The sequence below is a fragment of the Pseudomonas sp. LAMO17WK12:I10 genome, assembly GCF_900215185.1.
Lineage (GTDB): Bacteria > Pseudomonadota > Gammaproteobacteria > Pseudomonadales > Pseudomonadaceae > Aquipseudomonas > Aquipseudomonas chlororaphis.
On the sequence record NZ_OBDX01000009.1, the window covers coordinates 1 to 26,204 of the forward strand.

Below are 26,204 nucleotides of genomic sequence, written 5' to 3' on the forward strand. Positions count from 1 at the left end.
GATAGCGAATCAGGCTCGATCATCTTGACCCGCGAGGTCAATGGCAAGACCGAGCATGTGACGGTCGGCAATGGCCTGATCGGCTTGACCCGCGATCTGCTGGTGTTCGCCGATGGCGCGGTCCGTACCGACACGGTGCGCTCCACCCTGGCCGGCAAGGGCTCGTCGGCCACCGTCGACGATCTAAGGGCCCAGGGCGCACTGACCAGCGACACGGTCGATGACTGGAAGAGTGATACCTTCACGGGTGGACCCGGAGCGCCGAAGATTGCCGAAGTGGGCTACAAGGATCAGGTGAGTAAGTACCACAAATATTCTGGTGGTGTCTCTGTATACGGTAGTGCGGCGGCCGGCAGTACCGTTGAGCTGGAGTGGGCGGGTGCGCGCAAGAGCGTAACGGCTGACGCCAATAACCAGTGGTCTACGTCCTTCAGTAGCGACGAGTTGCCAGCCGATGGCAACACCACCATTACAGCCACCGTCACCAGCCAAACCGGCAAAGTATCCACAATCAACCGGATGGTGACGGTGGATACGATCGCTCCGGATAAACCGGTGCTTGATCCGGTGACTGGCGACAATCGAATCACGGCCGCCGAACGGGCTGCCGGCCTCACCCTAACCGGCAGTGCCGAGGCGGGCAGCAAGATGGTCGTTTATTGGAATTTGGATGGAGACTCGAAAAATGTGAACGTCGACGATACCGGCAAGTGGTCGTTGACGTTGACTAATGAACAAATCCTGAACGGTAACGGTACCCTCCATTTACTTGTTCGGGACCAAATCGGTAACTCCTCGGATCGAGATTATCAGGTGCAGATGGACGCAAGTGAGCCGGGTACCCTGATAGTCTCCCCCTTGGACAACATGGTGATCGGTGCCTAAGCCAGTCGTTGGTGCATGTCCCGGGCTATCCACGCCTGAGGCATGCGCCAACCAAGTTCATGCTGGCCAGAATCGCTTCGCGGCTAAGCGCCCCCAAATCCATCGCCATACGACCGCACGCAAGGATCCTTGCGATGCCGGTCGGTGACAAACATCGCGCAAATTGCCGCCCTCACGTTCGCTGAGGGCCGTGCCAATCATCCCGCAAGTGTATACCTGCGAACGTGCAGAACTCCCCAGGGATTTGTGATCTCACCGGCGGCTGGCCGCCTAATTTTCCCGTGGGGGCTGTTGCATAAAGCGTCTGTCGTTGATCGGCCTTTGGCTGCTGTGCCTGCTCGGTTCGCTGGTGGTCGCCCTTTGGATGCTGCTGGCCGCCTTGGTTGGCAGTCAGCGCGCCTGGAGATTGGCAATTGCGCACGACCAACTGGTGAACGCGGCGTTAGGCGGTCATGAAGACGAGACCATTAGCAGCCGGGCCGGGAAGGCGGCCCGTGCAGGCAGGCGCTGGGGCTGCGTGTTATGCCGCTTCCTGGATCGGCTCGATTCCAGGCACTGCGAACGCAGTATCGAACTCGACGAGTCCTAAGGCGGCTGGGTTTCCCGCTAACTCGTGGCTCTGTTTCTTCTGAAACGCCGTTGACTTTACGTCAAGCTCCCCCGCTTGGAGCGCGCCTTTCGCCGCTGGCGGAGTTCTTTTATTCGGATGCAAGGACATATTGTCAGGCCGTTGCGCTGGCATCGGCGGCGCAGCCTTGCCCCACGTTCCAGTGTATCTGCATCAGCCTGACACCGCCCATCGCGTACCAGTGCACGCCGCAGACCTCAAGTTCTCATATAACAGGAATCATCCATGTCAACCAACCTGCTCTATCTTATTAATCCATCCACCAGCCGTGACATCCTGGACCTGCGCACCGAGGGGGCTCGGTACAGGCTTAATGGGGTCGATTATGACTATCGCCTGAGTGGCGATGTAAAAGTCAGCGGCAACAGCGTGTCGAACGTTGTGCGGGCGGCACCGGGGGTGTCGCTCGATGCTCGGCAACTGCTCGGGGGGGAGGATTGCATCTTCTTTACCGGGCATTGGTCGAATTACACCAAGACCCTCACGGATGACGGCGCTATCGTTTTTACCCGCACCGTTGATGGCCAAGTCGAACGCGTGATGGTTGGTAATGGCCGAATTGGCGTGACCCGTGACCTACTGGTGTTTGCCGATGGCAGCGTGCGTACCGACACCGTGCGCGAGGCCCTGACTACTAAGGGGCTGGCGGCCAGCACCGAGGATCTTAAAACCCAGGGCGCGCTGACCGACACTACGGCCGACGACTGGAATACCCAGGTCACCTCCGGTAATCCGGGAGCCTTGTTGCCGGATAACCCAGGAGGCAGCGTGCGGGGGTTTGCCAAGCCGGGGCCCAACTTTGCGTTGCCGACCCCAGGCGTGGCCCAGGTGCTTGCCGGTTCCGCCGGGGTGGATCAAGTGTTCGTCACCCCGGGTGCGACCGTTAATGCCAAGAATTTGTTGGGCGGCGAAGACCGTATTTTCTTTACCGGCACCTGGGCGGACTACCACAAGACACTGGATAGCGAATCAGGCTCGATCATCTTGACCCGCGAGGTCAATGGCAAGACCGAGCATGTGACGGTCGGCAATGGCCTGATCGGCTTGACCCGCGACTTGCTGGTGTTCGCCGATGGTGCGGTCCGTACCGATACGGTGCGCTACACCCTGGCCGGCAAGGGCTCGTCGGCCACTGTTGACGACCTTAAGGCCCAGGGCGCACTGACCAGCGACACGGTCGATGACTGGAGGGAAGACACCTTCACGCGCGGGGCTGGGGACGTGACGATTGATACTGTAAGCGGCGACGATCAGGTCAATGCTGCCGAGAGGAACGCTGGCGTCACTGTCAGCGGTCGTGCGGCGGCTGGTAGTGCCGTTGAGCTGGAGTGGGGAGGGACGCGAAAGAGTGTAACGGCTGACACTGAGGGCAAGTGGTCGGCGGGCTTCGATCGTAGCGAGGTGCCAGCCGATGGTAACTCCACCATTACGGCCGCCGGCAAGACCTCCATAAACACCCGGGCAGTGGTAGTGGATACGGTAGCCCCAAAAGTTCCAACGATTGATGATGTGACTGGCGACAATCGGATCACTGCTGCCGAGAGGGCTGCGGGTTTTACTCTCACCGGCACTGCCGAACCGGATGGCAAGGTGCTTATGAATTGGTTTTTTGGTACTTCCAGTACCGAGCCTGCCATAACGAAGACGGTGGCCGTCGATAGCGCGGGACGATGGTCAATGAGTGTCTCCAGTAGCGAGTTTCCTAGCTTCGTAGGCCCCTCCGTTGTGTATACGCACAGCATCGATAAGGCCGGCAACACGCATAGCTACTACACACAGATCGTGCAGGTTGAGGCTCCAGCCCCCGCAGCATCGGCCATCGATACGATGGCCAATATGGTCATCGGTGCCTAAGTCGTTGCATGCCCCGGGCGATCCTCGCCTGAGGCATGCATCAACCGAATGCTGCCCAGAGTCGCTTCGCGGCTAAAGTGATAACGCGACAATCCCCATAGCTATACGACCGCGCGACAAATCCTTGCGATGCCGGTTGGTGACAAATATCGCGCAAATTGCCGCCCTCACGTTCGCTGAGGGCCGTGCCAATCATCCTGCAAGTGTGTGCCAACAAACTTGCGAACTTACAGTTCCATGCAGAGATATCGAAGAGCAAGATCGTGTGAGGGATGCAATATCTGCTCTTGATCTGCCTGTAGTCCAAATGATCGGCCTGGCTATCGGTGCTGGCCCCTTCGAAACAAAAGCTGAAGCCAAACAGGCTCTGGCCGTTTTACGCAATGAGCCAAGGCTTTTCAGTGAGATCGTGTATCGGGACTCGGTTAGCGGCAAGTATCCGCCGATCTCTGACTAGAAACAGGAATCCATCCGAGGCCCGCTAAGTGCGGGCTTTTTTGTGCCCTAGCTAAAAGGGTGGCGGTTCATCCACCTCCTCCAACTCTCCTCCTTCGATCACCCGATCCTCGTCACTCGACCTATCCCACTTCAAAGTGACCGTGCCGTCATCGTTGAAGGTCATGTCGATGCCGTCAGTTTCAGCCAGCAACTCGAGAACGGCCTCCCATTCCTGATCGCCGTCCGTGTCCAGGCGATGAATTGTCACCCACCTCTGAATCTGCGCCACCGGCGAACCAATCATTGCTGAAACCCTGAGCCCCAACCTCTCCAGGCCAGTTAGCTCTGGCCGCTCCTGCGGCCCCTGGCTCTTCTTCTGCTTACTCATACTGCACCTCATGAATATCTGTACATGCATACAGTATTAAAAATAAGCACAAGTTCGCTTGCATTATAAACACAAGCATGCTTTTATAAATGCAAGTCCACTTGCACTTGGACAGGGCCTCAAGAGGCCCGCCGCTCTTTAACAACGTGAAGACGAGTCACCCGGCGCCAGAGTTCTTTTCCTGACAGTGGCCATAAGCCCGGGTGAACAGTAAGTAACACAGCAGGCTCCCTTGCCCGACACGTCGGCTCGCTGGTCTGTTGAGCTTTAGAGAATTCAGCTGCTGCGCCCGGCATGCCGTCGCAGCGGCCAACACAACATAGCAACTGCCGAGGATTTCTCGGTAGTTGGATTCAAGCCGATGACGGCCGCCAGTAGCGGGTCACGGCGGAAAGCATCACTGAGCAGCCTTCTTGCGAGGGTTGCTTGGGATGACAACCACAACCCAACGAAAGGAGCTCCTATGAGCGCATTTACCAAAGGCCAGCCGGTCATCCTTACCAATCCTCGCGGCACGGAGAAGGCCGGCAAATTCGTCGGTGTTAAGAACCTGGGTACCGGCCGCGGTGGCGGTGAATACCTGGTCGTCGACGTTGACGGCAAAGAGATGAAAGCGCGCGCCAGCAAAGTTCGCGCTGCCTGATTTCACTGGCTGGCCTTGGCGACAGGGCCGGCATCAAAGCCGATTCACCGAGGCCGCTTTGATGCACAGGAGATAACCATGGCAAGAGGATTGGTTCTTGGGATAGGCATCAACGACCTGCCCCGCTATCACAACTGCCCCTTCTACAGCAGGTGGAAAGGGATTCTCCGGCGCTGCTTCGGCGAGCGTGATGATCGCCACTATGAAGGCTGCCAGGTTGCGGAGCCATGGCTGAGATTCAGCGTCTTTAAAGCCTGGATGGAGCAGCAGCCCTGGCTTGGCAATCACCTAGACAAGGACATCTTGAGCCCCGGCGCGAAGATCTACCGTCCGGAAACTTCGGTGTTCGTGCCCAGCATCCTGAACAACTTGGCCATAGATCGACCATCCCAGCGAGGCGATCTGCCTGTCGGGGTATCACACACGAAGCGCGGCAAGCCATTCATGGCAAGAGTTCACTGGCTGGATGGCAGTCGCACCAGCGTAGGCAGCTTTGACTGTCCACACGAAGCGCACAGAGCCTGGGCCATCGCCAAAGCTGGCGTCATCCGGCAAGCGGTCGATCAGTACCGCACGACCGACAGATTCGACGAGCGAGTCTGCATCGCCCTGCTGGATAGGGCCGACAAGCTCGCTTCTATCTGAAATCAACAGCCCTGGAGGGCAAGACGATGCGACCAGTTATGACCATGAAGGCCCTGCACGACGATCGTGGGCGCCGGACAGGGATAAAAGACGCGGCAGAAGGCAAGTTTCACGGCTGGGGCGTTGAGTACGAGGAGTTCGAGAGTGGCCCTGGCAATTTCAGCGTCGCCATCGTCGAAATGGCTGACGGTACCGTCCAGACATTGATGCCTTGGGCGATTCGCTTCCTCGATAGCGATGACGCTCAACAGCAGTCGCTCAACGACTTCATTGCAGACCCGATCATCATCGGCTGAACAACCAGCGCCACGACAGCCTGTCGTTAACTGCCCGATCCTCTCTATGAGAGCGCATCGGGGTGTGATCTGCGTAGCTCAATGGTAGGGCTACCCCCGACCGGAATAGGGCTGGATGCCCATAGGTTGGAGCCGTGGTGGTTGCGGGCTTCGAAACCCGTCGTAGATCACACCCCGATGCGGATGGTTGAGCTAACAGCCGCTGCTGCTGAGCAGCGTAAGCGATGACCGCTATTCCCGGAGATCAGCACCGGCCTTCTGCATCACAACCCAACCGGAGAGCACCATGCTCCAGATCATCCTGATCGGCGCAGCGCTGAGTCATGTGCGGCCAGAACCGCCTATCCCTGCCGGCCTGCCAACCGATCCACTGCGCTTTCACCGTGAGCACTGGCGATGTACTGAGGGTCGGCGGTCGTTCTGGCGATCACTGTCCCGCCCAAAATTCTGACTCTGAGATCACTGCATCGTAGAGCTGCACCCGAAAGCCCCGACGTCCAACGGGGCTTTCGTCTTCCCCGACACAAGTCGCATGCACTCCCCTCCACGCCCAACGGCAACCAGTGGATCGGATGAGTGCAGCCGAGTTTTGTTGGATCAACCAGGAGCAAGTCATGAGCGAGCAACGAGCGCCTTTACCACGGTCGACGGATAACGCAGACCAAATGAATCTGCCCGAGGGCAAGACCTGCGGTGACTGCGTGCACTGCCGCCGCTGCACGCTGATGTTCGGCCACATCCCTGCTGACGAATCGTGCGACTGGAGCCCTTCGCGCTTTCGTGAAGCCGTGCCAACCACCGCATAACCCCAAACACTGGAGGTCGCCATGAGCGATTGGATCAAGTGCAGCGACAGGCTTCCGCCCATTCGCCAGCGCGTGCTGGTGTATCGCCTGGGCAAGAAGACCAACGACGGCCCCTTCTTCGCCATGACCTGCGGCAATGAGCACCGGCCTTGGCGCTATATCGACGGCGACCGCTGCGACATCACGCCTACGCACTGGCAGCCACTCCCCGCCCCGCCCACCGAGTAACCCGCCACCCTGGAGGCGACCATGAGCGCACTACGCGAAGCACAGTTTGAGTATGACGAACGCTTGCCTCCTCCGGTGAGCGAGGAAGCCCAGGCCGAAGCCGAGGCTGAATGGCTGAAAACGAACGCCGAACGCTTGATACTCGGCTACCGCATCGAGTGGGGTTACAAAAAGTCGGACCGCGGCGAAGTCACCCAGGCCGACTACTGGCAAGCACTCCAGGACCTGGCCAATCAGCGACAGAAGGATGGCGAAGACGAAATTGACGCCTTCGGCGAGCTTCTGGCCCTGGCCGGCAGCTTCGGCAGCGGCGGCAGGATGTTTGACCTACAGGTGTACCTGTTGGGCTCCAAGACGGCCCGCAAGGAAGTAGCCCTCGACCTGCTTCGTCCACACGTAGCAAAAGCTGTCGCCTTGCAGGCCGAGCAGGATGATCTGGAGCGGGAGGTTGGCTGGTGAGTCCGCACATCCTCATCGACCAGGCCCTGGACGGGGTCGCCGACCCAGGCAGCCAGTCGGACATCGACGTCCTGGTGCAGGACCTGATCACTCGCCTGTTCACCGATGGCGCAATCACCACTGACGAGTTCAACCACTACTGCAAGCGCCTGTTGGAAGCCTGCCAGCGGCGCAAGGAGGCAGCATGAGTACTGCACCGGTTAAGTCCCTGATCGATGAGCAGCTTGAAGAGCTGCCCGCCGACCGCATGATCCTGGCCTTCACTCACGCCAAGTGGCTTGGCGCCCTTTCGCTGGCTCACGATGCGGGCATCCCGAACGTGCATGCCTGGAGCGGCCGGGCCTGCCTTTGCGGAGAGTGGACAGTAGCCTATGAGGTAAAGGCGTGAGCCGCCTCCAAGTCGCCCGCCGCGCGGCCTACTGGCGCGGATCTGCAATCACCCTTCTCTTCTGCACCTTCCTGATGCTGCTGGGCGCCCTAGCCGACCGCATCACCTCCTAAATCAAGCATTCATCGCTGCGCTTGGCGCGGCAAGGAACAGTCATGTCCGCACAAAACGTGGCGCCGGTGGCGCACGAACGAAACCTTCACGTCCTGCCGCATGCCGCAACCAGCACCAGCGCCCTGGTATTGGATGGCGACAGCCTGGACAAGATGATGCGCCTGGCCGAAGTCATGGCCACCGGCCGCGCCACATTGCCGAAGCACTTCAATGGAAACCCTGCGGACTGTCTGGCGGTCGTCATGCAATCGATGCAGTGGAAGATGAATCCATTTGCGGTGGCCCAGAAAACGCACTTGGTCAACGGCGTCCTTGGCTATGAGGCTCAGCTGGTCAACGCGGTCATTACCACCTGCGCACCGGTGATGGATCGCCTGCACTATGAGTGGTTCGGGGCCTGGGAGAAGGTGATCGGACAGTTCACCATCAAGAACGGCGACAAGGGCGAGTACCGCGTCCCGGGCTGGAAGCTGGAGGACGAGCAAGGCCTAGGCGTAAAGGTCTGGGCCACCTTCCGCGGCGAGGACGAACCACGCGTCCTTGAGCTGCTTCTGGCCCAGGCTCGCACCCGCAACAGCACACTCTGGGCGGACGATCCTCGCCAGCAACTGGCCTACCTGGCCACCAAACGCTGGTCGCGCCTCTACTGCCCAGACGTGATTCTAGGCGTATACAGCCCGGACGAGCTCGAAGAAAGCGCGCCAACTGTCCGCGACGTTTCACCACGCCCGACAGCCTCTCCCGATGAACTCCGCGATTACCCCGACGACAAGCTCGCCGAGAACCTGCCGAAATGGCGCGCCGCGATCGACGCGGGCCGGTCAACACCCGAGAAAGTCATCGCGACCATCGCCAGCAAGTACACCCTGACCGATCAGCAGATCGAAACCATCCAAGGCCTCGCGCCGATTGAAGGTGAGCCGGTATGAAAATTCACAACGTAGCTCAAGGCTCCGCCGAGTGGAATGCCCTCCGCGCCCAGCACGACACCGCCTCCGAGGCTCCCGCCATGATGGGGGTCTCGAAATACCAGACCCGAACCGAACTGCTGACCGTGAAGAAAACCGGCATCACGCCGGAAGTCACCCCGGCCCAGCAGCACATTTTCGACAAGGGCCACGCCACCGAAGCGTTGGCCCGGCCGCTCGTCGAGGCCATGATCGGCGAAGAGCTCTACCCAGTCGTGGGCACCGACGGCAAACTGCTGGCCTCCATGGACGGCGCCACGATGCTTGGCGAGACCCTGTTCGAGCACAAGCTGTGGAACGAGTCGCTGGTTGCCCAGGTGAAGGCTGGAGAGCTGGAACCGCACTACTACTGGCAGCTTGAGCAGCAACTGCTGGTGAGCGGTGCAGAGCGTGTGATCTTCGTTTGCTCCGACGGCACCGCCGAGAACTTCGTGCACATGGAATACCGGCCTGTCACCGGTCGCGCGGCGCAACTAGTCGAAGGCTGGAAACAGTTCGAGGCCGACCTGGCCAACTTCGAAATGGCCGAGGCGCCGTCGATCGTTGTTGGCAAAGCCCCGGACGAGCTTCCCGCACTCCGCATCGAGCTAACCGGCATGGTCACCGCGAGCAACCTCAAGGTGTTCGAGGAGTCGGCGCTGGCGGTAATCGACTCGGTGAAAACCACGCTGGTGACGGATCAGGACTTCGCCGATGCCAAGAAGGCTGTGAAGTGGTGCGGCGATGTCGAGCAAGCAGTCGACACCGCGAAGAAACAGGCCCTCTCGCAAACCCAGACCATCGACGAGCTGTTTTCGTCTCTCGATCGCATCTGCGCGCACGCCCGGGAAACTCGCCTGAAAGTCGACAAGCTGGTGAAAGCCCAAGAGCTGCTGGTGAAGAGCAACATCAAGCAAAAGGCCGAGCAGGCGCTGGCGGATCACGTCGCAGCGATAAACAAAACTCTGGGCCGGGTCACCCTGCCGGCGGTGACTGCGGACTTCGTCGGCGCCATGAAGAACAAGCGCACGATCGCCAGCTTGCAGGACGCCGTGGATACCGAGCTGGCTCGGGCGAAAATTGCTGCGAGCCAAACCGCGGACGCAATCCGCATCAATCTGGCCAGCCTGGCCGAGCTGGCAGTCGATCACGCCTTCCTGTTCAACGATGTTCAGCAGCTGGTGATGAAGGCGAACGACGACCTAGTCGCGCTGATCAAGGTGCGGATCTCCGAACACCAGGAGGCCGAGGAGCAGAAAGCCGAGGCCCAACGCGAACAGATCCGCCAGCAGGAACTGAAGCGAATGGAAGACGAGGCGAAGGCCAGGACGCCGGTTGAGCCTGCACCAGTCGCTAGCCCGGCGTCGGTGAAACCCGCCGCACCGGTTCAGTCCGCCACGAAGCCAGCGACCACCACTGCGGCGCCGGTAAGCCTGCAGGCTGAAGTGTTCGACCTGGAGGCGCTGATTCATGCCGTCGCCGGAGGTCATGCGCCTATCACGGTGCTGACCGTGGACTGGGAAAAGCTCGACGCGATGGTTGCGGCACAGGGCACCAAGTTCAGCATGGCCGGCGTGAGGCTGGTGAAGGTGGCGGCATGATCAGCAACCACTTGAGCCTGATCGAGCAACAGCGGCAGAGCGCGGAATCACTCAGTGACCAGGTTGCGCAGTACCTGGCCTCCGGCGGCCAGATTTCCCGACTGAAAAGCCCGCCGCGAAATCCCCTGCAGCCTCCCCGCTCAACCCGGGTAGATCCTGAAACGGTCCTCAAGCGTAAACCGAGACCGATGACTCTGGCCGAACGCCGCGCCCTTCGAAAAATGGCGGACTCACTATGAGCAAGCGCAAACCATGCAATCGACGAGTCCAGATCGAGCGCAGTATGCGGGCCTTGGTCAACACCAACCATGCAGCAGTTATCAACATCGACCCGAGCGGCCTTCAGGTCATGATCAACTGGAAGAACGGAAAGCAGATTCTCTCGAAGCCGGTTTCCGACGCGCTGTGTGATGTAGCGCACCGCTGGACGATTTACATAGCCGGCATCTGCGTTCGGCAGGATGGCGCTCAGTACATCAAGTCAATCGACATAACACCGGATGGCGTCCACCTGGTGGAAAGGCTTTCGGATGTGCTCGAGCATTTCTACGACGAGGTGAAAGCTGACTGCAATCCGAACCACCTTGTCGGCATGGGGTGGCTGGCCGTTCCTGGAAACACCTCTGTGCCCGAGGCGCAGTTGTCCTCCCTGTTGGCATCAATCGGCGCCTGGAATCAGGTGAAGGTAGCAGCGTGAGACGTTTCCGCACCCAACAACGCAAACGACAGACCTGGCTGGCACTGCCGGCCAGTGGAATTGAAGAGATAGGCCATGGCCAAGAGCAATGCCCAATTGCAGAAGGACAAACGCGCCAAGGAGAAGGCGCTGCTCGAGCGGATCGGCGCCGAGAAACGTTCGCTGATTGTTTCGAAAGCTCTCGATGACGCCCTGCTGATCCTCGGCGAGCGCCACGGCTTTGAGGAATGGCAGGAGACGGTGTCGACGCTGATCCTGAATCTGGCTGCGGCGTCGGTCGAAGAATCGGCACGCTTCGCCAGCATGTCGCGACAGAAAATCGTAATCACGGAAAAGCAGTCGCGACAACTTGAGCGATTTGCCCAGACCGGTGTCGAAGCCTGACCTATATCTCACTTTTTCTGCGATTGGATGGGCTGGCTATTTTCTGCTTTCTGGGGAGCAGCCAGGACCTGAGACGTTTCAGTTCCAGGCTGATTACTTTGGGGTTTAGGCGCGCCTGTGTTGCTCAGCGCTATGATGGCGACAACGAGACTCACCGTGGCAATCATCGCGCTAAGAATCGCCACCAGCGTGTTCAACCCAGGATTCGAATTCCAGTAATCAACAAAACTTTGCCATTTGGTTTTGGATGCCTGTTCGTAACCAGCCTCGGTCAGAAAGTACTTCAACCCTCCCTCACACCGCATGTATCCCTTTCGCTCAAGTTCCTTGAAGTTATCGAGAAGCAACGGTCGTGCGACGTTTCCTTCCACTTCGAAAAGACCGTCGATGTGCTGATCGAACAGTTCGTGAGCAGTGGCCAACGCGAAGAACTCATCCAAATGCCGGATGCCATGGCCGTGCTTATCTAGGTACATGCCATCGATTGCGCGGAGCAATTTTAGCGGCATTTCTTTCGGGATTTTTCCAGTAAACACTCTGATTTCCTTGATCCGGCCTCATGCCGGGCCATCAAGCAATAGCCCACTTCTACGAATCACGCCAGCCGGCGAGGATCAACCATGCCCATTACCTATGGAAGCGTCTGCAGCGGCATTGAAGCTGCGACCCAGGCCTGGCACCCGCTAGGAATGCGTGCCGCCTGGTTCGCTGAGATTGAGCCGTTCCCGTGCGCGGTGCTGGCCCACCACTACCCCGATACGCCAAACCTCGGCGACATGACCCGTTTGGCTGCCCTGGTGCTGGCCGGCAAGATCGCCGCGCCGGATATCCTCGTCGGCGGCACACCCTGCCAGGCCTTCAGCGTGGCCGGTATGCGCGAAGGCCTAACCGATCCCCGCGGCGCCCTCACCATCAAATACGTGGAGCTTGCAGATGCAGTTGACTATGTTCGAGCAGGTCAGCGAAAGCCGCCCTGCATCGTCACCTGGGAGAACGTCCCCGGCGTCCTCAGTGACAAGGGGAACGCCTTCGGATGCTTTCTTGGCGCGCTTGCTGGGGAAGACTGCGAGCTGCAGCCTCCAGGGAAGAAATGGCAGGACGCTGGTTGTGTGTATGGACCCAAAAGAACAATCGCGTGGCGGGTCTTGGACGCCCAATATTTCGGCCTGGCCCAACGACGCCGTCGTGTGTTCGTTGTCGCAAGTGCTCGAGACGGGTTCGATCCCACTGAGGTACTTTTTGAGCGCGAAGGCGTGCGCCGGGATACTGCGCCGCGCCGAGGCGAGGGGCAAGACGTTACCGGAACAGCTCCTTTCGGCCCTGCGCTCCAGTGCGGATGCGGATACGTCTTTGGGGAATCCCTAGGCGTCTACGGCTGCCCGAACTGCGAGGGTGACGAGGGGCCCGCGGTCGGGATGTTCGGCGGGATACCGGCATTCGGTGGCCACAGCCTGAGCGGATCGATCGAGCGAGCTGCGACTCTCACCGCGAAAGACAGCCGACTGGACATCGAAAGCGAGACGTTCTTTGTCGCTCCCACGCTAGCCGGCGGCGGCCGGAAGAATGGCGGCTACAGCTACGACGACGTGCCATGTGTCGCTGCGACCCTCGATGCGAGCTACGGACGCTTGCAAGGCTGCTCTGGCCAAGACGCGAACCACGAGCATAGCCACCTGGTGGTGCATGGCACGCAAGACCCCTGCGTCAGCATTGATAAGGCCCACACACTGGGCCGTAATAATGGCCAGGAGAACGCCCTGTACTGCCGGGAGATCGCGCAAACGGTTACCAGTAACTACGGCAAGCAGTTGGACAACACCAACTCCGCCCTGGGGCCGAACATCGTTGCGGAGCTGTCTCCAACACTACGGTCCGGGAACATGCGCAACAACAGCAACCCAACTACAGAGGCGTCCATGTTGGTAGGCGGATCAGCAGTTCGCCGCCTCACGCCAATCGAGTGCGAGCGCCTCCAGGGCATGGCCGACAACTACACGCTGATCCCCTGGCGCGGCAAGCCTGCCGAGGAATGCCCGGACGGGCCCCGCTACAAGGCGATCGGCAACAGCAAGGCTGTCACCGTGGTTCGCTGGATTGGTAGGCGGATTCTGCAGCAGCTTTAACCACGCTCCGCAAGCAACTTCGCCCCCAGCTCCCGGCCAGCAACCTGGGCCAGCACATCTACCGAGGGCCGAAGCGATGAAAGCTCTATCAATTCGCCAGCCCTGGGCATGGCTGATCGTCCACGGCGGCAAGGACATCGAGAACCGCAGCTGGCACACGAAGTATCGCGGCCGGTTCCTAGTGCACGCCGCCAAGGGCATGACCAGCGCTGAGTTCACCCAGGCGCTGCTGTACTGCTACGACCGCGGCCTGCCAATGCCTGATCGTGCCGATATGCAGCGCGGCGGCATCATCGGCTCGGTTGGGCTGGTCGACAGCCTCGATACCAGCGACTCGCCCTGGTACATGGGTCAGAAGGGACTCCTGCTGCGCGATCCAAAGCCGCTGCCGTTCACCCCGCTCAAGGGCAGGCTTGGCTTCTTTGAAGTGCCTGACGCGCTGATCCAGCAATAGGAGTTCGCCACAGCCCGCTGGAAAGTCGACGGATAGCCAGGACAACGGGCCGGGCGAACAACCCAACAGTAGCCGCGCGCAACGCCGGCGTCTGCAAGACCTTTCTGCAAATCACACTCAACATTCAGAAGCCCGCCAGGCGGGCGAGGAATCCCCATGTCTGCAAAAAAACTCTTCGAGATCCTGGTCGGCATGCTGGCCTACCTGCTGATCACCCTGCTCTGGCTCTTCTACGCCGTCCCGGGGATGTTGGACAGCGGGACCGAGGCCGCCCTCATTGCCGCCTTTGCTGGGTCGGTGCTGTGGCTGGCCGTCACCGCAAGCGGCATCGTTTACATCATCCAGCGGGCCAGGCCCTGAACTCATTCTCTGCCGCCGCGGGCGGCATGGGGAAAATTATGACAATTGAATTTTTATCACATGAGGATGTGTGTCAACTGACCGGAGCAAGGACAAAGGCCGGTCAGATCGCAGTTCTCGTTCGAAATGGGATTCGCCACACGATCAAACGCAGCGGATGGCCATGCGTCATCTCAGCGGCGCTCATCGGCGGCCCGGTAGATCCGAAAGAAAAGCTAACCTGGAAGCCACGCAAGGCGGGATAAATGGGACGTAGACCGACAAAGCCCGGGAGCATTTCTCGGCTCAGGGAAAGGAAGCGCGGCAAGCTGGTGTATTTCACCTACGACCTTGGCGGGAAGCCGCGCAAAGAGATTTATCTGGGGAAGGATTACGGCGTTGCCATCATGGAGTACGCACGCCTTGAGCGTGACCGTACCGCGACAGAAGCTGCCGCGAAGGTCATCACCTTCCGCTATGTTGCGGAGAAATACCTAGTGGAGGTCGTTCCTACAAAGGGCTCGAATACCCAGAAGGACAACCTCAGGGAAATGAAAAACCTGCTGGCCTTCTTCGACGACCCGCCCGGACCACTGGACAAAGTCGAGCCAATACATATCAGGCAGTATTTGACCTGGAGATCCTCGGCGCCAGTCCGCGCGAATCGCGAAAAAGCTCTCTTCAGCGCCATCTGGAACTATGCACGCGACAAAGGTTACACCGCCCTGGCAAACCCTTGCTCCGGAATCAAGGGGAACAAAGAGACCGGCCGCGACACATATGTCGAGGATGAACTGCTGAAGCGCGTGTATGACAAGGCAGATGTAGGCCTTCAGGACGCCTTGGATCTGTTTTATCTGACCGGACAACGAATCGCTGACACCTTAAAAATGGACGAGCGCGACATCCGCGAAGGACGTTTAGCTGTTCAGCAAGGAAAGACAAAGGCTAAACGACGTATCGAGATCACTGGAGAGTTGAAGGTTGTTCTTGATCGAATCGTGGCAAGGAAGGCTTCCCACAAGGTCCGCTCGACGCGGCTGATCGTTTTGGAGGATGGCACGCCGATGACGACGGCAATGTTGCGGAGAAGGTTTGATTTGGCCAGAGAAGCCGCTGGCGTGGCCAAGCCGGAATTTCAGATGAGGGATCTACGAGCTAAGGCCGGTACGGACAAGGAGGAGTCGAGCGATATCGTCCAGGCCCGGGACCAGCTTGGGCACACAACCGTCGTCATGACCGAGCATTACATCCGAAATAGGAGGGGCAAGAAGGTTTCGCCGACCAAGTGAATTGCGGCAACAATCTAGGATTGCGGCAATTCACTGTTTGAGTGCTCACAGCCAAAACAGCCGCAAACCCTTGAAATAGATGGTGCCCGAAGCCGGAATCGAACCGGCACGCCCTTACGAGCGGGGGATTTTAAGTCCCATGCGTCTACCAGTTTCGCCATTCGGGCGGTAGCGCGGTGTTGCGGTCTGAAAGGCTTGAGCCGTTTCAGCGCCTTGCGGCAAGGGGGTGAAATATATACATCCCCTCCCTTTGAAGCAAGTTCGTTGGCGTCAAATTCAAGACTGAATATCGAGCCTGCCCATAAACAAAAAGCTCCGTAAATCATAGATCTACAGAGCTGTTTCTATCGGTGGGGGCTACGGCCGGAATCGAACCGGCGCAGAAGGAAGCTGCATGCCACTGATAAAAACCAGAGATGCCAGCAGGCTATCACACTAAAAAAATCATAACCATCTGATTCTAAAAGGATTATAGCTTTCCAGACAGGCGAAGGCAGATTTTTCCCAGCCGACACGGGGATCCTGGGATGGCTGAACTCATGGGCCAGCGGAGCCGAAGACACAGGCCATAGGCCAAACCGCGAAGGAGCGATCAACCAAGCCTAAGACAGAGAAAGAGCTGCATCGCTCTTCCGGATTTTTTCAGCGAGGGATTATGCAAAGACACCGCAACATCACCCGGCACAATGCCGGATCTGAATTGGCGCCCACCCTGACCAGCTGTTGGCCGTTCAGCAATCCATCGTAAACACACCTGGCCGGGCAAGCGGGACCACTCTAATCAGAGCGGTCGCGCATGTCTCGAAGACAATTCTGAAGAAACCTGAACAGCTTGAGGAAACCTGGACGTAGCCGGCAGAAGCACGCGGGCGAGCACCTCGGTTGAGCGGTGATCGGACGGGCTAGCGTATCGACGCAAGCGTTCGAGGCGGGGCTGACTTACTGCTTATCCAACTCGGCGAACAGGGCACAGCAACTCCCTTACCTGCCAAGCCAATATCTTGAACGGACTGCGATAGCGAGCCGGTGGATGGGACGCCATCAATATAACGAGTAGGTCGCGCTATACCTGCCAAAAGTCGCGGAATACTCCCGATTGTGCACTTCTGTCCCAGTGCCCCAGGGGTCACCAACGTTTTAAGAATCGACTGATACCTGGGAAAGTCCAGTGCCACTAGTATGCCCCGGCATTTATAAAGGCATGCGATGAAAGTCCCACAATCACCCGTATTGGATAATGAACACGCCATAAGAAAGAAGCGCACCGATGTCTCTTTCAGCACTTTCGAGAAATTCCATGAAAAAGTTCCTTGCCATGAGTGTGGCGTTTGCCGGACTTCTGTCGTTGTTTGCCCTGCCTTCCCATGCCGGTATCTCATTGAATGAAACTCGAGTGGTACTGGCCGGACCGAAGAAAGAAACTTCCATGCTGGTGCTGAACGATGAATCGACACCCATCATGATCTAGTCCTGGATCGAGCCCTTCGGCACAAGCACCGATCAGGACGTCCCCTTTGCCCTCACCCCTCCGCTGAAACGCCTGAACGGGAACGCCCGGCAGCAGTTGCGCATTCTGTATCTAGGCATGGGGCTACCCGCGGACAGGGAGTCGGTGTTCTGGTTGAGCGTGCAGGAAATCCCCCAGAAGTCGAAGGATGAAAACATCCTGCAGATTGCCGTGCGCCAGCGCATCAAGTTGTTTTACCGGCCCGCCGGCTTGCCCGGCGACGTTGACCAGGTCCCCTCCAGGCTGCAATGGCGCAGGGTGTCCAAGGAGGGCAAGCCCGGCCTGGAAATCAGGAATGACTCCGCGTTTCACATTTCTTTCGGCACGGTGAACGTCAAGAGCGGTTCGAACAGTTATCCGGTTCCGGCGACAATGCTGCCCCCCTATTCAAGCCAATCATTCGCGATCGAGAGGGCATCTTCCCTGGCGCCAGGCGGAGCAACAAAGATCGAGTTCGAAAGCATCAACGACGATGGCGTAGCGGTACAGCACTCAGGCGACCTATCCAGTTGAGCCAGGTTAAAGATCAGAACTCTTTGTTTGTCGCTGAACCCGCGTCTTGTTATCAGCTGAATGCTTAGTGAAATACACACGTCGCCAACAATCTTCGCCTAAACAAAGAGATTCATTTCCGAACGCATGGAACCAGGGTGCGCAAGAGCGATTCACCCACGAACCCTATTCAAGGTCGATCAGAGAAAAGCAGGCAATGAAGACCACAGCAGAAAAAATGATCAGCGCCCTGTTCGGCGCACCGCAACTTTGCGTCATTGCACTCATGGCCTTCGCCGTATCGCCGTCCGCGAAGGCTGCAAGTGTGGATGCATTTGGGCAGGAACTGTCGATCCCGAAGAACACGGCCAGCGGCACCATACTGGCTCGACATTACATCACTGCGCAGCAGGCATGCGGCCAATCGAAGTGCTCAGTCCAAAGAATTTATGCCTTCCCAAATGGCGGCGTATCAACCTCAACCTCACCAATAATCACCACGAACGTCTCGGGCATATCGACTCGTTTGTTGATCAATGGAACAGCCTACGGAACTTCACAGCCAGGGGTCTCGTTCACCCAGCCAATCGAAATGCAGTTACTCGGCGATGGTCGCCAAAATCTAGGCGGCTCCCTGGCTGGCGCCATGGGCTCTCCGAACTACTACGGGCTCGAAATGGCAGGCTCTTCGTCCCTGTACATTTACCTGAAGGGCACTGTCACCCCGATCGATGGCACCTGCTCGGTACCGAACCAGACGGTAACCCACTCATTTCGGCCGGGCAGAAGAACGTGGCAAATGCGTAACATCCGTCGGTAAGGCAGGTAAAAAATGGGTTCTTCCCGGTAATCCGTGAAGAACCATAAAAAAGCCCCCATCAAGATGGGGGCAAGTTTGGTTGCAGTTGGCAACGGAACGTTACGCTAAGTGGCGACAGCCGGGGTGTAGGAAGATTCTGAAATTGCTCGGCGCTGCTGCGCTACACGACACGCTCCGGCGGACTCAACCGCCCATCCAGCGCAAAGCGCTCCTGCAACACCAGCTCATACAACCCCGTGGCCAGCAAGGGGTTGATCAGCAGGTTCCAACTATGGCGCGACACGCTGGAGGGGATCAGTACGAAGGGATGCTGTTCCAGCAGGCTGGCGCCGAAGGCTTGTTGGCTGTGGCTGGGGGTTCCGGGGATCAGCCAGTTGGGGTTGGGGATGTCTTCGGGGCGAACGGTGTGGACCCGCGATGGGTCCAGCACCCGGGCCGCGGTCAGGGTGTGGGGCAGGCAGTCGAGGGCCTTGAAACCTTTGTGCACCGCCACTTCCAGGATCGCGGTCGAGGCGTCCAGGCTGGCGTACACCACTTGCACCCCCTTGGGGTTCCAGCGCCCGCCGCTGCCTTCGGCGCCAATGCCGCTATTCCAGGTCGAGGCATGCCGGGCCTGGTCGAGACGCCAGAAATGCAGGGCCGGGGCCAGGGGATCAGTGAGCATCAGTAGACCCCGAACTCGAGCCGGTGCAGAAAGTCCGTCACCAGTTCATAGCCCACCGGGTTGGCCAGCAGGTCGATCGGGACTTCGCCATCCAGGCCTAGCGCCGGCTGGGTCATCCAGTCTTCGGCCAGCGCCCGGGAGCCCAGCACCGCCTCGGCCTTTTCCAGCACTTGCGCGTAGTGCAAGGCGCGGGCGCTCTGTTCGGGGGTCAGGGCCTGGTCCTGGTTCTTCAGGCGCCGCGCCAGGGTGCGCTCGGAAAACCCGACGATCTTCGCCAGCACGTTGTAGCGCTTGAAGGCCTCGACCGACTCCACCAGCTCGATCACCGCGCCCAGGGAGAACCCCAGCTGGGTGGCCCTGAATACCGCCATCGGGTCATCGGCGTCAGTGCCCGGCAGCAGCCCGCGCACCATGGGCGAAGGCAGCGCATAGACCGCCGCCTCTTCGCGCAGCAGGTTGGCCTTGGGGCCGCGGATGCGGCTGGCGGAGGGCTTGCGCGGTTCGACCTTGGCGATGGCCTTGGGCGCACTGCCCTTGGCCTTCTCAGCCTCGGCCGAAGGTTTCACGGTGGCGGTATTCTTGGCGGCGGCGGTCATGATCATCTCCCGGCCTGATGACAGATGGCATTAACTTTAATGCCATTTGGCAAAATAAAGAACCACCAGCTTACCAACGGTCGTCAGGCCCTGGTGACGCTTCGCGCAATGGCGCAGCCCCTGGACGGGCGCAAAGGCGCAACTCAGCCCAGCGCCCCTGCGATATCCCCGGCGGCGACCGGGCTGTCGCCCAGCCAGAGACTGTTGTCGGCCAGGCGAATGCTCAGGCAGACCGCCTCACGCTCTCCGGGGTACTTGCGCAACAGCAGCTCCACCGCCGCCGTCGATGACGAGCAGGACACCAGGTCCCACGGCCCGCCACTCAGGTCCAGCACGACCCGGCCATCGCGAGCATCCACCACCCTGGGTGCGTACACCCAATGGCTCATGCGCATTTCATGGGGCTCGATGCTGATCGTCAGGTGTTCATAACGCTTGGGGTCCATGACCGCTCCTTGGTAACTGCTCGCCGGTCGATGCTCGATAGCCGTCACGCGCAATGCAGGAATATCGCGTCATCGTTCTTCGCGTGCAAGCTGCGCTCCTGCAGAGGCAGAGCCGCGCGGTGGTACAGGGGGGACGATCGGTTGCGTGCTTCTCGTTCCCGCCCCGCGGATTCGCTACTATGTCCGCCAGTTACCTGCCTTCTGCCCAGCCACTGCGGAGCCTCAATGCCCAACCCCAAGGACATCGCCAGCGATAGCGGCGCCCCGATGATTCCCGAGCAGCGTCGCGAGCTGATCCTGCGCCAGTTGCGCAAGCACCAGGTGTTGAGCGTGCATCAGTTGATGGAGATGTTCGACTGCTCGCACATGACCGTGCGCCGCGATATCGCGCTGCTGGAGCAGGAAGGCCGGGCCTATTCGGTGACCGGTGGGGTGCGTATCGCCAGCCAGCTGCACAGCGAGCCGAGCCACCAGACCAAGGCGGTGGTCGAGCTGCCGCAGAAGCAGGCCATGGCCCGGCTGGCGGCGCGGCTGCTGCACGCGGACATGACGGTGTACCTGGACGCCGGCACCAGCACCCTGGAGATCGTGCCGTACATCAAGGCGCTGTCGGGCATGACCGTGGTGACCAACGACTTCGGCATCGTCCAGGCGCTAATGGAGGCGCCGCAGGTGACGGTGATCCACACCGGCGGCCAACTCGACCACGACAACCATTCCTGCGTCGGCGGGCTGGCGGTGGCGACCCTGCGTCAGGTGGTGACCGATATCGCCTTTATGTCCACCAGCTCCTGGGACCTGCGCCGCGGCATCACCACGCCGTCGGCGTTGAAGGTCGAGGTCAAGCAGGTGGCGATGCAGTCGGCGTCCCAGGTGGTGCTGGTGGCCAGCAGTTCGAAGTACGGCACCTTCAGCATGTACCGCATCGCTGGGCTGGAGCAGTTCGACGTGATCATCAGCGACGACGACCTGGCCCAGGCCGCGGCGGACGGGATTCGCAAGCAAGGGGTGGAATTGCTGCTGCCCTCCGACTCGCAAGCGGTTGCAGCGAAAGACTGACAGCCGCTGCGCGGGTGCCGCTCACTGGTGCTGCTTTCTGAACCACAGCACGCAGGCGATATCCCGCAGGTCTTCGCTCAAGCCGTCGAGGGCCACCCGGGTAGTGCGGCGAATGCGTCGCAGCCACTCCACCACCGCGCACAGGCTGGCGAAAAAGAACAGCAGCACGAACAGTTGCCGCAGGCCGAAGCCCTGGTCCAGCCCCTGGGCGCGGAAGTGGTTCCACAGCCAGAGGCCGCAGGCGGCGCTCAGCACCACCAGCAGCACGCTGGCGATATTGATCCACTGACCAAGAATGGTGGTGCGCCGGGCACGGCGGTATTCGCGCTCGATGCGCTCCAGGGTCACGGTGGGGATCTGTTCCCAATGCAGATCGTGCGGACGACAAGGCGCGTCGTCCAGGCCCGACTGATCGACGAATATCGACTTTTCCATGCTCCCCGCTCCCATTGATGGCACCAGTGATGGCCCTGGCGACAGGGAGCCAATGTACCCGCAGCTGGGGAGCGAAGGCCGACACCTTCAGAAATGTTCAGATTCGCGCAGAATCACAGCTAACGGGCGGGCACGCACTGACCAGCGCCACCGCCCTGCCCGCCCCTCAGAAGGCTTTCCAGTCCCGTAGCCATTGCAGGCCGGCCGAGGTATCGCCGCGCGGCCGGTACTCGCAACCGACCCAGCCGTCGTAGCCCAGCTGGTCCATCAGCGCAAACAGGTAGGGGTAGTTCAACTCGCCCAGGTCCGGCTCGTGGCGGTCCGGCACGCCGGCGATCTGGATATGGCCGATGCCGGCGAAGTCGCGGCGCAGCTTGGTCGCCAGGTCGCCCTCGACGATCTGGCAGTGGTAGCAGTCGAACTGCACCTTGAGGTTGCTCGCGCCGACTTCCTTGCAGATCGCCTGGGCCTGGTCCTGGCGGTTGAGGAAGAAGCCCGGCATGTCGCGGGTGTTGATCGGCTCCAGCAGCACGGTGACCCCGGCCTTGGCCGCCTGGGCGGTGGCGTAGGCCAGGTTCTCCAGGTACACCGCGTGATGGCGTTCGCGCAGGTCTTCCGAGGGCAGCAGGCCGGCCATCACGTGGATGCGCGAGTTGCCCAGCACCGCGGCGTATTCCAGGGCGCGGTCGAAGCCGGCGCGGAACTCCGCCTCGCGCCCCGGCAGGGTCACGGTGCCCCGCTCGCCCGCCGCCCAGTCGCCGGGCGGCGCGTTGAACAGGGCCTGGACCAGGCCGTTGTCGCTCAAGCGCTGCTTGAGCTCCTGGGGGCTGTAGTCGTAGGGGAACAGGTATTCCACCGCTTCGAAACCGTCGGCCGCCGCGGCGGCGAAACGCTCGAGAAACCCGTGTTGCGGGTAGAGCATGCTTAGGTTGGCAGCAAAACGAGGCATGTTGGCTCCTAAAAACGGCTCAGACAAAAGGCCAGATCAGCAAGGTAATACAGAAACCCAGGGTACCGAGCAAGGTGGTGATCACGGTCCAGGTGCGCAGGCCGTCGGCGACGTTGAGCCCGGCGAGCTTGGTGAAGATCCAGTAGCCGGCGTCGTTGATATGCGACATGGCCAGCCCGCCACCGCCCATGGCCAGGCACAGCAGCGCCATGTGGTTGGGGGTCAGGTTCAGGGTGGCGATCAGCGGGCTGATGATCCCGGCGGTGGTCACCAGGGCCACGGTGGTCGAACCCTGCACCGCGCGCAGCAGCATGGTCAGCAAAAAGCCCAGGGCCAGCACCGGCAGGCCGGTGGTGCGCAGCAGGTCGGAGACCACCGCGCCGATCCCGGTGTCCACCAGCACCTTGCCGAACACCCCGCCGGCCCCGGCGATCAGGATCACCATGGCCACGCCCGGCAAGGCCGAGCCGATCACGTCCGACACCTGGTTGCGGCTCCAGCCACGGCGCGAACCCAGCAGCCAGGCGCACAGCAAGGTATCGATCAGCAGCGCCACCAGCGGCGCGCCGAGCACGGTCATGATGCCGCGCAGGGTGGATTCGGCGGGCAGCAGCGAAGTGGCCAGGGTGCCCAGCAGGATCAGCACGATCGGCAGCAAGATCAGGCTGACGATCAGGCCGAAACCGGGCGCGGGCGCCGGTGGCAGCTTGGCGACTATGGCGCTGGTGGATTCTTCCAGGCCCATGTGGGACGCCGCCACCGCCGCCTGTTGCGGGTTCAGCTCATGGCCGTTGCCATTGGTCCAGGCCAGCAGGTCGTCGTTGGTCACGTGGGGGCCATAGACTTCGGCGCGAATGTCGTCGGTCATCGGGTAGAAGCGCCGGGTCATGCGCCCGGCCACGCGGTAGCCGACGTAGCACAGGAAGGCGGTGATCGGCAGGCCGAACATCAGCACCCGGCCCAGGTCGGCGCCCAGCTGGCTAGCCGCGGCCACGGCGCCCGGATGGGGCGGCAGGAACGCGTGCACGGTGAGCAGCGCCGCGCACATCGGCAAGGCGAACACCAGCAGCGGCTTGCGCGCCCGGCGCGCCACGCCATAGGCCAGCGGCATAAGGATGATCACCCCGACTTCGAAGAACACCGGCACGCCGATGATGAACCCGGCGATGGTCAGCGCCAGCGGCGTGCGGCGGTTGCCGAAACGCTCGATCAGGGTCTTGGCCAGGGCCTCGGCGCCGCCGGACAGCTCGATGATCCGCCCGATCATGGCGCCGAGGGCGATGATGATCGCGATATGGCCGAGGGTCTTGCCCATGCCGCCTTCGATGGTCGCCACCAGATCGGCCGGTTTCACCCCGGCCACCAGCGCCACCAGGATGCTCACCAGCATCAGCGCGACAAAGGGCTGGAACTTGTACTTGAGCACCAGGAACAGCAGCAGCGCGATGCCCGCGCCGGCCGTCAACATCAGGATAAGCGGGCTCATTGCGCGGCCCCTCCCTCATAAGAGAAAGAAGCGCCGGTGAAGCCAAAACAGCTGCAGTCAGGGAACGTCATGCGGGGATGTCCTGTTGTTATTGTTTTTCAGGCAAGCCGGGGCCGTCGAGAGCCTGACGGCGGCTCCCGGGCAGTGCTTGCAATGTCGGTTTACAGTGTCGAGTTGCAGCGGCGCGCTACCTACCAGTGCACGCCGAAGGTCTCGCGCAGCTCATCCAGGGCTGCCTGATCCAGCGGTTCCGGCCTGGGGTTGCTCATCAGCCAGAGCCGCGCGGTTTCTTCCAGTTCTTCCAGGGCGTAGCTGGCCTTGGCCACCGAGCTTTCCCAGACCACCGGCCCCAGGCGTTCGAGCATCACCCCGCGCACGCTGTTGGCCAGTTGCGCCACCTGCTCGGCGACCTTGGGCGAACCCGGGCGCTGGTAGCCGATCAGCGGGATGTGCCCGACCTTCATCACCTGGTACGGCGTCAGCGGCGGCAGGATGTCATCCGGCTGCCATACGCCGGCCAGGGTCAACGCCACCAGGTGGGTGGAATGGGTGTGCACCACGCCGCCGACGCCCGGGTTGCGGTCATAGACCTGGCGATGCAGGGCCAGGGTCTTCGATGGCTTGTCGCCGGACACCCACTCCCCCGCCAGGTTGACCTTGGCGATGGCCGCCGGATCGAGGCGGCCGAGGCAGACGTCGGTCGGGGTGATCAGCCAGCCATCGTCGAGGCGCGCGCTGATGTTACCGGCGCTGCCCACGGTGTAGCCGCGCTGGTAGAGGCTGCGGCCGACGTCGCAGATCTCTTCGCGCAGGGCCTGTTCCTTATTCGCCGCGGCGCTCATTGGCCACCTCCGGCCAGTTGCTTGAGGGCCTTGGCAAAGAAGTCGCGGCTGCCGAAGTTGCCGGACTTCAAGGCCAGCGCCAGAGGCTCGGCGGAGTTGCTGAGGGTGGCCGGCACGCCCGGGTCGATCTGCGCGCCGATCTGCAGCAGGTTGACCCCCAGCGCCTTGACCACCGCGCCGGAGGTTTCGCCACCGGCGATCACAAAACGGCGCACGCCGTTCTGGCGCAGGCCCGCGGCGATCTCGCCCAGGGCGTTCTCCACCAGCGCGCCGGCGCGTTCGACGCCGAGCTGCTGTTGCACCGCCTTGACCTCGGCCGGGGTGCTGGTGGCGTAGATCAGTACGGTTTCGTCACTGTCGCGGGCAAAGGCCAGGGCGTTTTCCACCACCGGCTCGCCGGCGGCCAGGGCCATGGGGTCGATGCGCAGGGCCGGACGGTCGGCCTCCAGCCAGGCCGCGACCTGGCCGATGGTGGCCACCGAGGCACTGCCGGCCAGCACCACTTCGTCGCCTTCGACCGTCGGCAGCGACGCCGCGTCGAAGTCGCGCAGTTTGCCGGCGCGGCGGAAGTTGCCCGGCAGGCCCAGGGCCAGGCCGGAGCCGCCGGTGAGCAACGGCAGGTCGGCGCAGGCGCTGCCCAGGGTGTAGAGGTCCTGGTCGGACAGCGCGTCGGCGATGGCCATGCCGACGCCCTGCGCGCGCAGTTCGGCGATTTTCGCCCGCACCGCCTCGACGCCCCCGGCGATGCTGTCGTAGCGCAACAGGCCGACTTTCAATTGGGTCTGGGCCTGCAGCACGCGCACCAGGTTGGCGTCGGTCATCGGCGTCAGCGGGTGATGCTGCATGCCCGACTCGCTGAGCAACTGGTCCTGGACGAACAGGTGGCCACGGAAGATGGTCCGGCCGTTTTCCGGGAACGCCGGGCACGCCAGGGTGAAATCACTGTTCAGGGCCTTGAGCAGGGCCTCGCTGACCTGGCCGATATTGCCGGCGGCGGTGGAATCGAAGGTCGAGCAGTACTTGAAGAAAATCTGCTCGCAGCCCTGTTCGCGCAGCCAGTCCAGGGCCGCGAGGGATTCCTCGACCGCTTCGGCCACCGGCGTGGTGCGCGACTTGAGGGCGATGACGATGGCGTCGGCATCCAGCCCGGCCGCCACTTCGCGGCTGGGGATGCCGATGCTTTGCACCGTGCGCATGCCGCCGCGCACCAGCATGTTGGCCAGGTCAGTGGCGCCGGTGAAATCGTCGGCGATGCAGCCCAGCAACGGGCGTGCGGTGGAATGGGTCATGGAGCGTTCC

General features: G+C 61.0%; 35 protein-coding genes and 1 tRNA gene. 25 read left to right on the forward strand and 11 right to left on the reverse strand.

Annotated elements, in window-relative coordinates; all coding sequences use genetic code 11:
* The 3 genes from CRO75_RS12005 to CRO75_RS12015 all read left to right on the forward strand — a co-directional run.
* Positions 1-885: Ig-like domain-containing protein (locus CRO75_RS12005; protein ID WP_143503910.1), on the forward strand; the 885-nt coding region annotated here is incomplete at its 5' end.
* A gap of 310 nt (positions 886-1,195) precedes the next feature.
* Positions 1,196-1,474, forward strand: a complete 279-nt coding sequence (locus tag CRO75_RS12010) for a hypothetical protein (protein ID WP_097135517.1) — start codon at positions 1,196-1,198, stop codon at positions 1,472-1,474.
* Positions 1,475-1,738: 264 nt separating this feature from the next.
* Positions 1,739-3,367, forward strand: a complete 1,629-nt coding sequence (locus CRO75_RS12015; RefSeq protein ID WP_097135519.1) for a hypothetical protein — start codon at positions 1,739-1,741, stop codon at positions 3,365-3,367.
* Positions 3,368-3,875: 508 nt separating this feature from the next.
* Here the strand turns inward: CRO75_RS12015 and CRO75_RS12020 are convergent.
* Positions 3,876-4,193, reverse strand: coding sequence for a DUF1654 domain-containing protein (locus tag CRO75_RS12020; protein WP_097135521.1), 318 nt, complete (start codon positions 4,191-4,193; stop codon positions 3,876-3,878).
* Between the two features lie 463 nt (positions 4,194-4,656).
* Between CRO75_RS12020 and CRO75_RS12025 the strand changes: the two genes are divergently transcribed.
* From CRO75_RS12025 to CRO75_RS12085, 13 genes are all read left to right on the forward strand, one after another.
* Positions 4,657-4,836 carry a hypothetical protein gene (locus tag CRO75_RS12025; RefSeq protein WP_097135523.1) on the forward strand — a complete coding sequence of 60 codons (180 nt, stop codon included), beginning with the start codon at positions 4,657-4,659 and terminating at the stop codon, positions 4,834-4,836.
* Between the two features lie 78 nt (positions 4,837-4,914).
* A complete protein-coding gene (locus CRO75_RS12030; RefSeq protein WP_097135524.1) occupies positions 4,915-5,481 on the forward strand; it encodes a hypothetical protein in 567 nt (188 codons plus the stop codon).
* 38 nt (positions 5,482-5,519) lie between these two features.
* Positions 5,520-5,777 carry a hypothetical protein gene (locus CRO75_RS12035; protein WP_177409744.1) on the forward strand — a complete coding sequence of 86 codons (258 nt, stop codon included), beginning with the start codon at positions 5,520-5,522 and terminating at the stop codon, positions 5,775-5,777.
* A gap of 614 nt (positions 5,778-6,391) precedes the next feature.
* Complete coding sequence (locus CRO75_RS12040; protein ID WP_097135528.1) at positions 6,392-6,583, forward strand: hypothetical protein; 192 nt, start codon at positions 6,392-6,394, stop codon at positions 6,581-6,583.
* A 21-nt stretch (positions 6,584-6,604) separates the two neighbouring features.
* Positions 6,605-6,811, forward strand: coding sequence for a DUF551 domain-containing protein (locus CRO75_RS12045; RefSeq protein ID WP_097135530.1), 207 nt, complete (start codon positions 6,605-6,607; stop codon positions 6,809-6,811).
* A 21-nt stretch (positions 6,812-6,832) separates the two neighbouring features.
* Positions 6,833-7,270 (forward strand): hypothetical protein, encoded by a 438-nt coding sequence (locus CRO75_RS12050; protein WP_097135532.1) that lies wholly within the window; start codon positions 6,833-6,835, stop codon positions 7,268-7,270.
* Complete coding sequence (locus CRO75_RS12055; protein ID WP_097135534.1) at positions 7,267-7,458, forward strand: hypothetical protein; 192 nt, start codon at positions 7,267-7,269, stop codon at positions 7,456-7,458. The genes CRO75_RS12050 and CRO75_RS12055 overlap by 4 nt, the downstream gene beginning before the upstream one ends.
* Entirely contained in the window at positions 7,455-7,658 is a 204-nt protein-coding gene (locus CRO75_RS12060; protein WP_097135536.1) for a hypothetical protein, read from the forward strand. The genes CRO75_RS12055 and CRO75_RS12060 overlap by 4 nt, the downstream gene beginning before the upstream one ends.
* A 155-nt stretch (positions 7,659-7,813) precedes the next feature.
* Positions 7,814-8,701 (forward strand): recombinase RecT, encoded by an 888-nt coding sequence (gene recT, locus CRO75_RS12065; protein WP_097135538.1) that lies wholly within the window; start codon positions 7,814-7,816, stop codon positions 8,699-8,701.
* A complete protein-coding gene (locus tag CRO75_RS12070) occupies positions 8,698-10,320 on the forward strand; it encodes a YqaJ viral recombinase family protein (protein ID WP_097135539.1) in 1,623 nt (540 codons plus the stop codon). The genes recT and CRO75_RS12070 overlap by 4 nt, the downstream gene beginning before the upstream one ends.
* Entirely contained in the window at positions 10,317-10,559 is a 243-nt protein-coding gene (locus CRO75_RS12075; RefSeq protein WP_097135541.1) for a hypothetical protein, read from the forward strand. The genes CRO75_RS12070 and CRO75_RS12075 overlap by 4 nt, the downstream gene beginning before the upstream one ends.
* A complete protein-coding gene (locus tag CRO75_RS12080; RefSeq protein WP_097135543.1) occupies positions 10,556-11,017 on the forward strand; it encodes a hypothetical protein in 462 nt (153 codons plus the stop codon). The genes CRO75_RS12075 and CRO75_RS12080 overlap by 4 nt, the downstream gene beginning before the upstream one ends.
* Positions 11,018-11,092: 75 nt before the next feature.
* Positions 11,093-11,401: a hypothetical protein gene (locus tag CRO75_RS12085; protein WP_097135545.1), complete on the forward strand. Its 309-nt coding sequence runs from the start codon at positions 11,093-11,095 to the stop codon at positions 11,399-11,401.
* Between the two features lie 8 nt (positions 11,402-11,409).
* Here the strand turns inward: CRO75_RS12085 and CRO75_RS12090 are convergent, their stop codons facing one another.
* The gene (locus CRO75_RS12090) at positions 11,410-11,937 is read right to left on the reverse strand and encodes a hypothetical protein (RefSeq protein ID WP_143503912.1); all 528 of its coding nucleotides are present in this window, start codon (positions 11,935-11,937) and stop codon (positions 11,410-11,412) included.
* Positions 11,938-12,021: 84 nt separating this feature from the next.
* Between CRO75_RS12090 and dcm the strand changes: the two genes are divergently transcribed.
* The 5 genes from dcm to CRO75_RS12115 all read left to right on the forward strand — a co-directional run bounded on the left by dcm (position 12,022) and on the right by CRO75_RS12115 (position 15,609).
* Complete coding sequence (gene dcm, locus CRO75_RS12095) at positions 12,022-13,524, forward strand: DNA (cytosine-5-)-methyltransferase (protein WP_097135549.1); 1,503 nt, start codon at positions 12,022-12,024, stop codon at positions 13,522-13,524.
* A 76-nt stretch (positions 13,525-13,600) separates the two neighbouring features.
* Complete coding sequence (locus tag CRO75_RS12100; protein WP_097135551.1) at positions 13,601-13,978, forward strand: ASCH domain-containing protein; 378 nt, start codon at positions 13,601-13,603, stop codon at positions 13,976-13,978.
* Between the two features lie 156 nt (positions 13,979-14,134).
* Positions 14,135-14,338, forward strand: coding sequence for a hypothetical protein (locus tag CRO75_RS12105; protein WP_097135553.1), 204 nt, complete (start codon positions 14,135-14,137; stop codon positions 14,336-14,338).
* Positions 14,339-14,376: 38 nt separating this feature from the next.
* Positions 14,377-14,583: a DUF4224 domain-containing protein gene (locus tag CRO75_RS12110; protein ID WP_080768734.1), complete on the forward strand. Its 207-nt coding sequence runs from the start codon at positions 14,377-14,379 to the stop codon at positions 14,581-14,583.
* Entirely contained in the window at positions 14,584-15,609 is a 1,026-nt protein-coding gene (locus CRO75_RS12115) for a tyrosine-type recombinase/integrase (RefSeq protein WP_097135555.1), read from the forward strand. It abuts the gene before it with no gap.
* Positions 15,610-15,689: 80 nt separating this feature from the next.
* Here the strand turns inward: CRO75_RS12115 and CRO75_RS12120 are convergent.
* Positions 15,690-15,776: transfer RNA gene (locus CRO75_RS12120), tRNA-Leu, on the reverse strand.
* Between the two features lie 1,130 nt (positions 15,777-16,906).
* On the opposite strand from CRO75_RS12120, the gene CRO75_RS33205 reads away from it, so the two are divergent.
* From CRO75_RS33205 to CRO75_RS12130, 3 genes are all read left to right on the forward strand, one after another.
* Positions 16,907-17,077 carry a hypothetical protein gene (locus tag CRO75_RS33205; protein WP_239990575.1) on the forward strand — a complete coding sequence of 57 codons (171 nt, stop codon included), beginning with the start codon at positions 16,907-16,909 and terminating at the stop codon, positions 17,075-17,077.
* Positions 17,078-17,083: 6 nt separating this feature from the next.
* Positions 17,084-17,629 carry a fimbria/pilus periplasmic chaperone gene (locus CRO75_RS12125; RefSeq protein ID WP_256596207.1) on the forward strand — a complete coding sequence of 182 codons (546 nt, stop codon included), beginning with the start codon at positions 17,084-17,086 and terminating at the stop codon, positions 17,627-17,629.
* A 196-nt stretch (positions 17,630-17,825) separates the two neighbouring features.
* On the forward strand, positions 17,826-18,428 hold the full coding sequence (locus CRO75_RS12130) for a hypothetical protein (protein WP_239990576.1): 603 nt from the start codon (positions 17,826-17,828) through the stop codon (positions 18,426-18,428).
* A 160-nt stretch (positions 18,429-18,588) separates the two neighbouring features.
* On the opposite strand, the gene CRO75_RS12135 is transcribed toward CRO75_RS12130, so the two are convergent.
* The 3 genes from CRO75_RS12135 to CRO75_RS12145 all read right to left on the reverse strand — a co-directional run bounded on the left by CRO75_RS12135 (position 18,589) and on the right by CRO75_RS12145 (position 20,134).
* On the reverse strand, positions 18,589-19,092 hold the full coding sequence (locus CRO75_RS12135) for an RES domain-containing protein (RefSeq protein ID WP_009043530.1): 504 nt from the start codon (positions 19,090-19,092) through the stop codon (positions 18,589-18,591).
* Positions 19,092-19,688, reverse strand: coding sequence for an antitoxin Xre/MbcA/ParS toxin-binding domain-containing protein (locus tag CRO75_RS12140; protein WP_009043529.1), 597 nt, complete (start codon positions 19,686-19,688; stop codon positions 19,092-19,094). The genes CRO75_RS12135 and CRO75_RS12140 overlap by 1 nt, the downstream gene beginning before the upstream one ends.
* Positions 19,689-19,831: 143 nt before the next feature.
* On the reverse strand, positions 19,832-20,134 hold the full coding sequence (locus tag CRO75_RS12145; RefSeq protein WP_097135556.1) for a hypothetical protein: 303 nt from the start codon (positions 20,132-20,134) through the stop codon (positions 19,832-19,834).
* 225 nt (positions 20,135-20,359) lie between these two features.
* Between CRO75_RS12145 and CRO75_RS12150 the strand changes: the two genes are divergently transcribed.
* Positions 20,360-21,193, forward strand: a complete 834-nt coding sequence (locus tag CRO75_RS12150; RefSeq protein ID WP_037004675.1) for a DeoR/GlpR family DNA-binding transcription regulator — start codon at positions 20,360-20,362, stop codon at positions 21,191-21,193.
* Between the two features lie 21 nt (positions 21,194-21,214).
* Here the strand turns inward: CRO75_RS12150 and CRO75_RS12155 are convergent, their stop codons facing one another.
* From CRO75_RS12155 to otnK, 5 genes are all read right to left on the reverse strand, one after another.
* The gene (locus CRO75_RS12155) at positions 21,215-21,628 is read right to left on the reverse strand and encodes a hypothetical protein (protein WP_009043526.1); all 414 of its coding nucleotides are present in this window, start codon (positions 21,626-21,628) and stop codon (positions 21,215-21,217) included.
* A 166-nt stretch (positions 21,629-21,794) separates the two neighbouring features.
* On the reverse strand, positions 21,795-22,577 hold the full coding sequence (gene otnI / locus CRO75_RS12160; RefSeq protein WP_097135558.1) for a 2-oxo-tetronate isomerase: 783 nt from the start codon (positions 22,575-22,577) through the stop codon (positions 21,795-21,797).
* A 19-nt stretch (positions 22,578-22,596) separates the two neighbouring features.
* Positions 22,597-24,063: an SLC13 family permease gene (locus tag CRO75_RS12165; RefSeq protein ID WP_097135560.1), complete on the reverse strand. Its 1,467-nt coding sequence runs from the start codon at positions 24,061-24,063 to the stop codon at positions 22,597-22,599.
* A 191-nt stretch (positions 24,064-24,254) separates the two neighbouring features.
* Positions 24,255-24,905, reverse strand: coding sequence for an aldolase (locus CRO75_RS12170; RefSeq protein ID WP_097135562.1), 651 nt, complete (start codon positions 24,903-24,905; stop codon positions 24,255-24,257).
* Positions 24,902-26,194, reverse strand: a complete 1,293-nt coding sequence (gene otnK / locus CRO75_RS12175) for a 3-oxo-tetronate kinase (protein WP_097135564.1) — start codon at positions 26,192-26,194, stop codon at positions 24,902-24,904. The genes CRO75_RS12170 and otnK overlap by 4 nt, the downstream gene beginning before the upstream one ends.
* Positions 26,195-26,204 lie beyond the last annotated feature (10 nt).

Bases quoted from the DNA above. Each gene is read 5' to 3' on its own strand.
- recT (WP_097135538.1), top strand. From the start codon at position 7,814: ATGTCCGCACAAAACGTGGCGCCGGTGGCGCACGAACGAAACCTTCAC.
- CRO75_RS12165 (WP_097135560.1), bottom strand. From the start codon at position 24,063: ATGAGCCCGCTTATCCTGATGTTGACGGCCGGCGCGGGCATCGCGCTG.
- CRO75_RS12040 (WP_097135528.1), top strand. From the start codon at position 6,392: ATGAGCGAGCAACGAGCGCCTTTACCACGGTCGACGGATAACGCAGAC.
- CRO75_RS12035 (WP_177409744.1), top strand. From the start codon at position 5,520: ATGACCATGAAGGCCCTGCACGACGATCGTGGGCGCCGGACAGGGATA.
- CRO75_RS12155 (WP_009043526.1), bottom strand. From the start codon at position 21,628: ATGGAAAAGTCGATATTCGTCGATCAGTCGGGCCTGGACGACGCGCCT.
- CRO75_RS12050 (WP_097135532.1), top strand. From the start codon at position 6,833: ATGAGCGCACTACGCGAAGCACAGTTTGAGTATGACGAACGCTTGCCT.
- CRO75_RS12105 (WP_097135553.1), top strand. From the start codon at position 14,135: ATGTCTGCAAAAAAACTCTTCGAGATCCTGGTCGGCATGCTGGCCTAC.
- CRO75_RS12080 (WP_097135543.1), top strand. From the start codon at position 10,556: ATGAGCAAGCGCAAACCATGCAATCGACGAGTCCAGATCGAGCGCAGT.
- CRO75_RS12015 (WP_097135519.1), top strand. From the start codon at position 1,739: ATGTCAACCAACCTGCTCTATCTTATTAATCCATCCACCAGCCGTGAC.
- CRO75_RS12115 (WP_097135555.1), top strand. From the start codon at position 14,584: ATGGGACGTAGACCGACAAAGCCCGGGAGCATTTCTCGGCTCAGGGAA.
- CRO75_RS33205 (WP_239990575.1), top strand. From the start codon at position 16,907: ATGAAAAAGTTCCTTGCCATGAGTGTGGCGTTTGCCGGACTTCTGTCG.
- CRO75_RS12170 (WP_097135562.1), bottom strand. From the start codon at position 24,905: ATGAGCGCCGCGGCGAATAAGGAACAGGCCCTGCGCGAAGAGATCTGC.
- CRO75_RS12075 (WP_097135541.1), top strand. From the start codon at position 10,317: ATGATCAGCAACCACTTGAGCCTGATCGAGCAACAGCGGCAGAGCGCG.
- CRO75_RS12025 (WP_097135523.1), top strand. From the start codon at position 4,657: ATGAGCGCATTTACCAAAGGCCAGCCGGTCATCCTTACCAATCCTCGC.
- CRO75_RS12020 (WP_097135521.1), bottom strand. From the start codon at position 4,193: ATGAGTAAGCAGAAGAAGAGCCAGGGGCCGCAGGAGCGGCCAGAGCTA.
- CRO75_RS12140 (WP_009043529.1), bottom strand. From the start codon at position 19,688: ATGACCGCCGCCGCCAAGAATACCGCCACCGTGAAACCTTCGGCCGAG.
- CRO75_RS12145 (WP_097135556.1), bottom strand. From the start codon at position 20,134: ATGGACCCCAAGCGTTATGAACACCTGACGATCAGCATCGAGCCCCAT.
- CRO75_RS12130 (WP_239990576.1), top strand. From the start codon at position 17,826: ATGAAGACCACAGCAGAAAAAATGATCAGCGCCCTGTTCGGCGCACCG.
- CRO75_RS12060 (WP_097135536.1), top strand. From the start codon at position 7,455: ATGAGTACTGCACCGGTTAAGTCCCTGATCGATGAGCAGCTTGAAGAG.
- CRO75_RS12045 (WP_097135530.1), top strand. From the start codon at position 6,605: ATGAGCGATTGGATCAAGTGCAGCGACAGGCTTCCGCCCATTCGCCAG.
- CRO75_RS12110 (WP_080768734.1), top strand. From the start codon at position 14,377: ATGACAATTGAATTTTTATCACATGAGGATGTGTGTCAACTGACCGGA.
- otnK (WP_097135564.1), bottom strand. From the start codon at position 26,194: ATGACCCATTCCACCGCACGCCCGTTGCTGGGCTGCATCGCCGACGAT.
- CRO75_RS12030 (WP_097135524.1), top strand. From the start codon at position 4,915: ATGGCAAGAGGATTGGTTCTTGGGATAGGCATCAACGACCTGCCCCGC.
- dcm (WP_097135549.1), top strand. From the start codon at position 12,022: ATGCCCATTACCTATGGAAGCGTCTGCAGCGGCATTGAAGCTGCGACC.
- CRO75_RS12135 (WP_009043530.1), bottom strand. From the start codon at position 19,092: ATGCTCACTGATCCCCTGGCCCCGGCCCTGCATTTCTGGCGTCTCGAC.
- otnI (WP_097135558.1), bottom strand. From the start codon at position 22,577: ATGCCTCGTTTTGCTGCCAACCTAAGCATGCTCTACCCGCAACACGGG.
- CRO75_RS12085 (WP_097135545.1), top strand. From the start codon at position 11,093: ATGGCCAAGAGCAATGCCCAATTGCAGAAGGACAAACGCGCCAAGGAG.
- CRO75_RS12100 (WP_097135551.1), top strand. From the start codon at position 13,601: ATGAAAGCTCTATCAATTCGCCAGCCCTGGGCATGGCTGATCGTCCAC.
- CRO75_RS12150 (WP_037004675.1), top strand. From the start codon at position 20,360: ATGCCCAACCCCAAGGACATCGCCAGCGATAGCGGCGCCCCGATGATT.
- CRO75_RS12070 (WP_097135539.1), top strand. From the start codon at position 8,698: ATGAAAATTCACAACGTAGCTCAAGGCTCCGCCGAGTGGAATGCCCTC.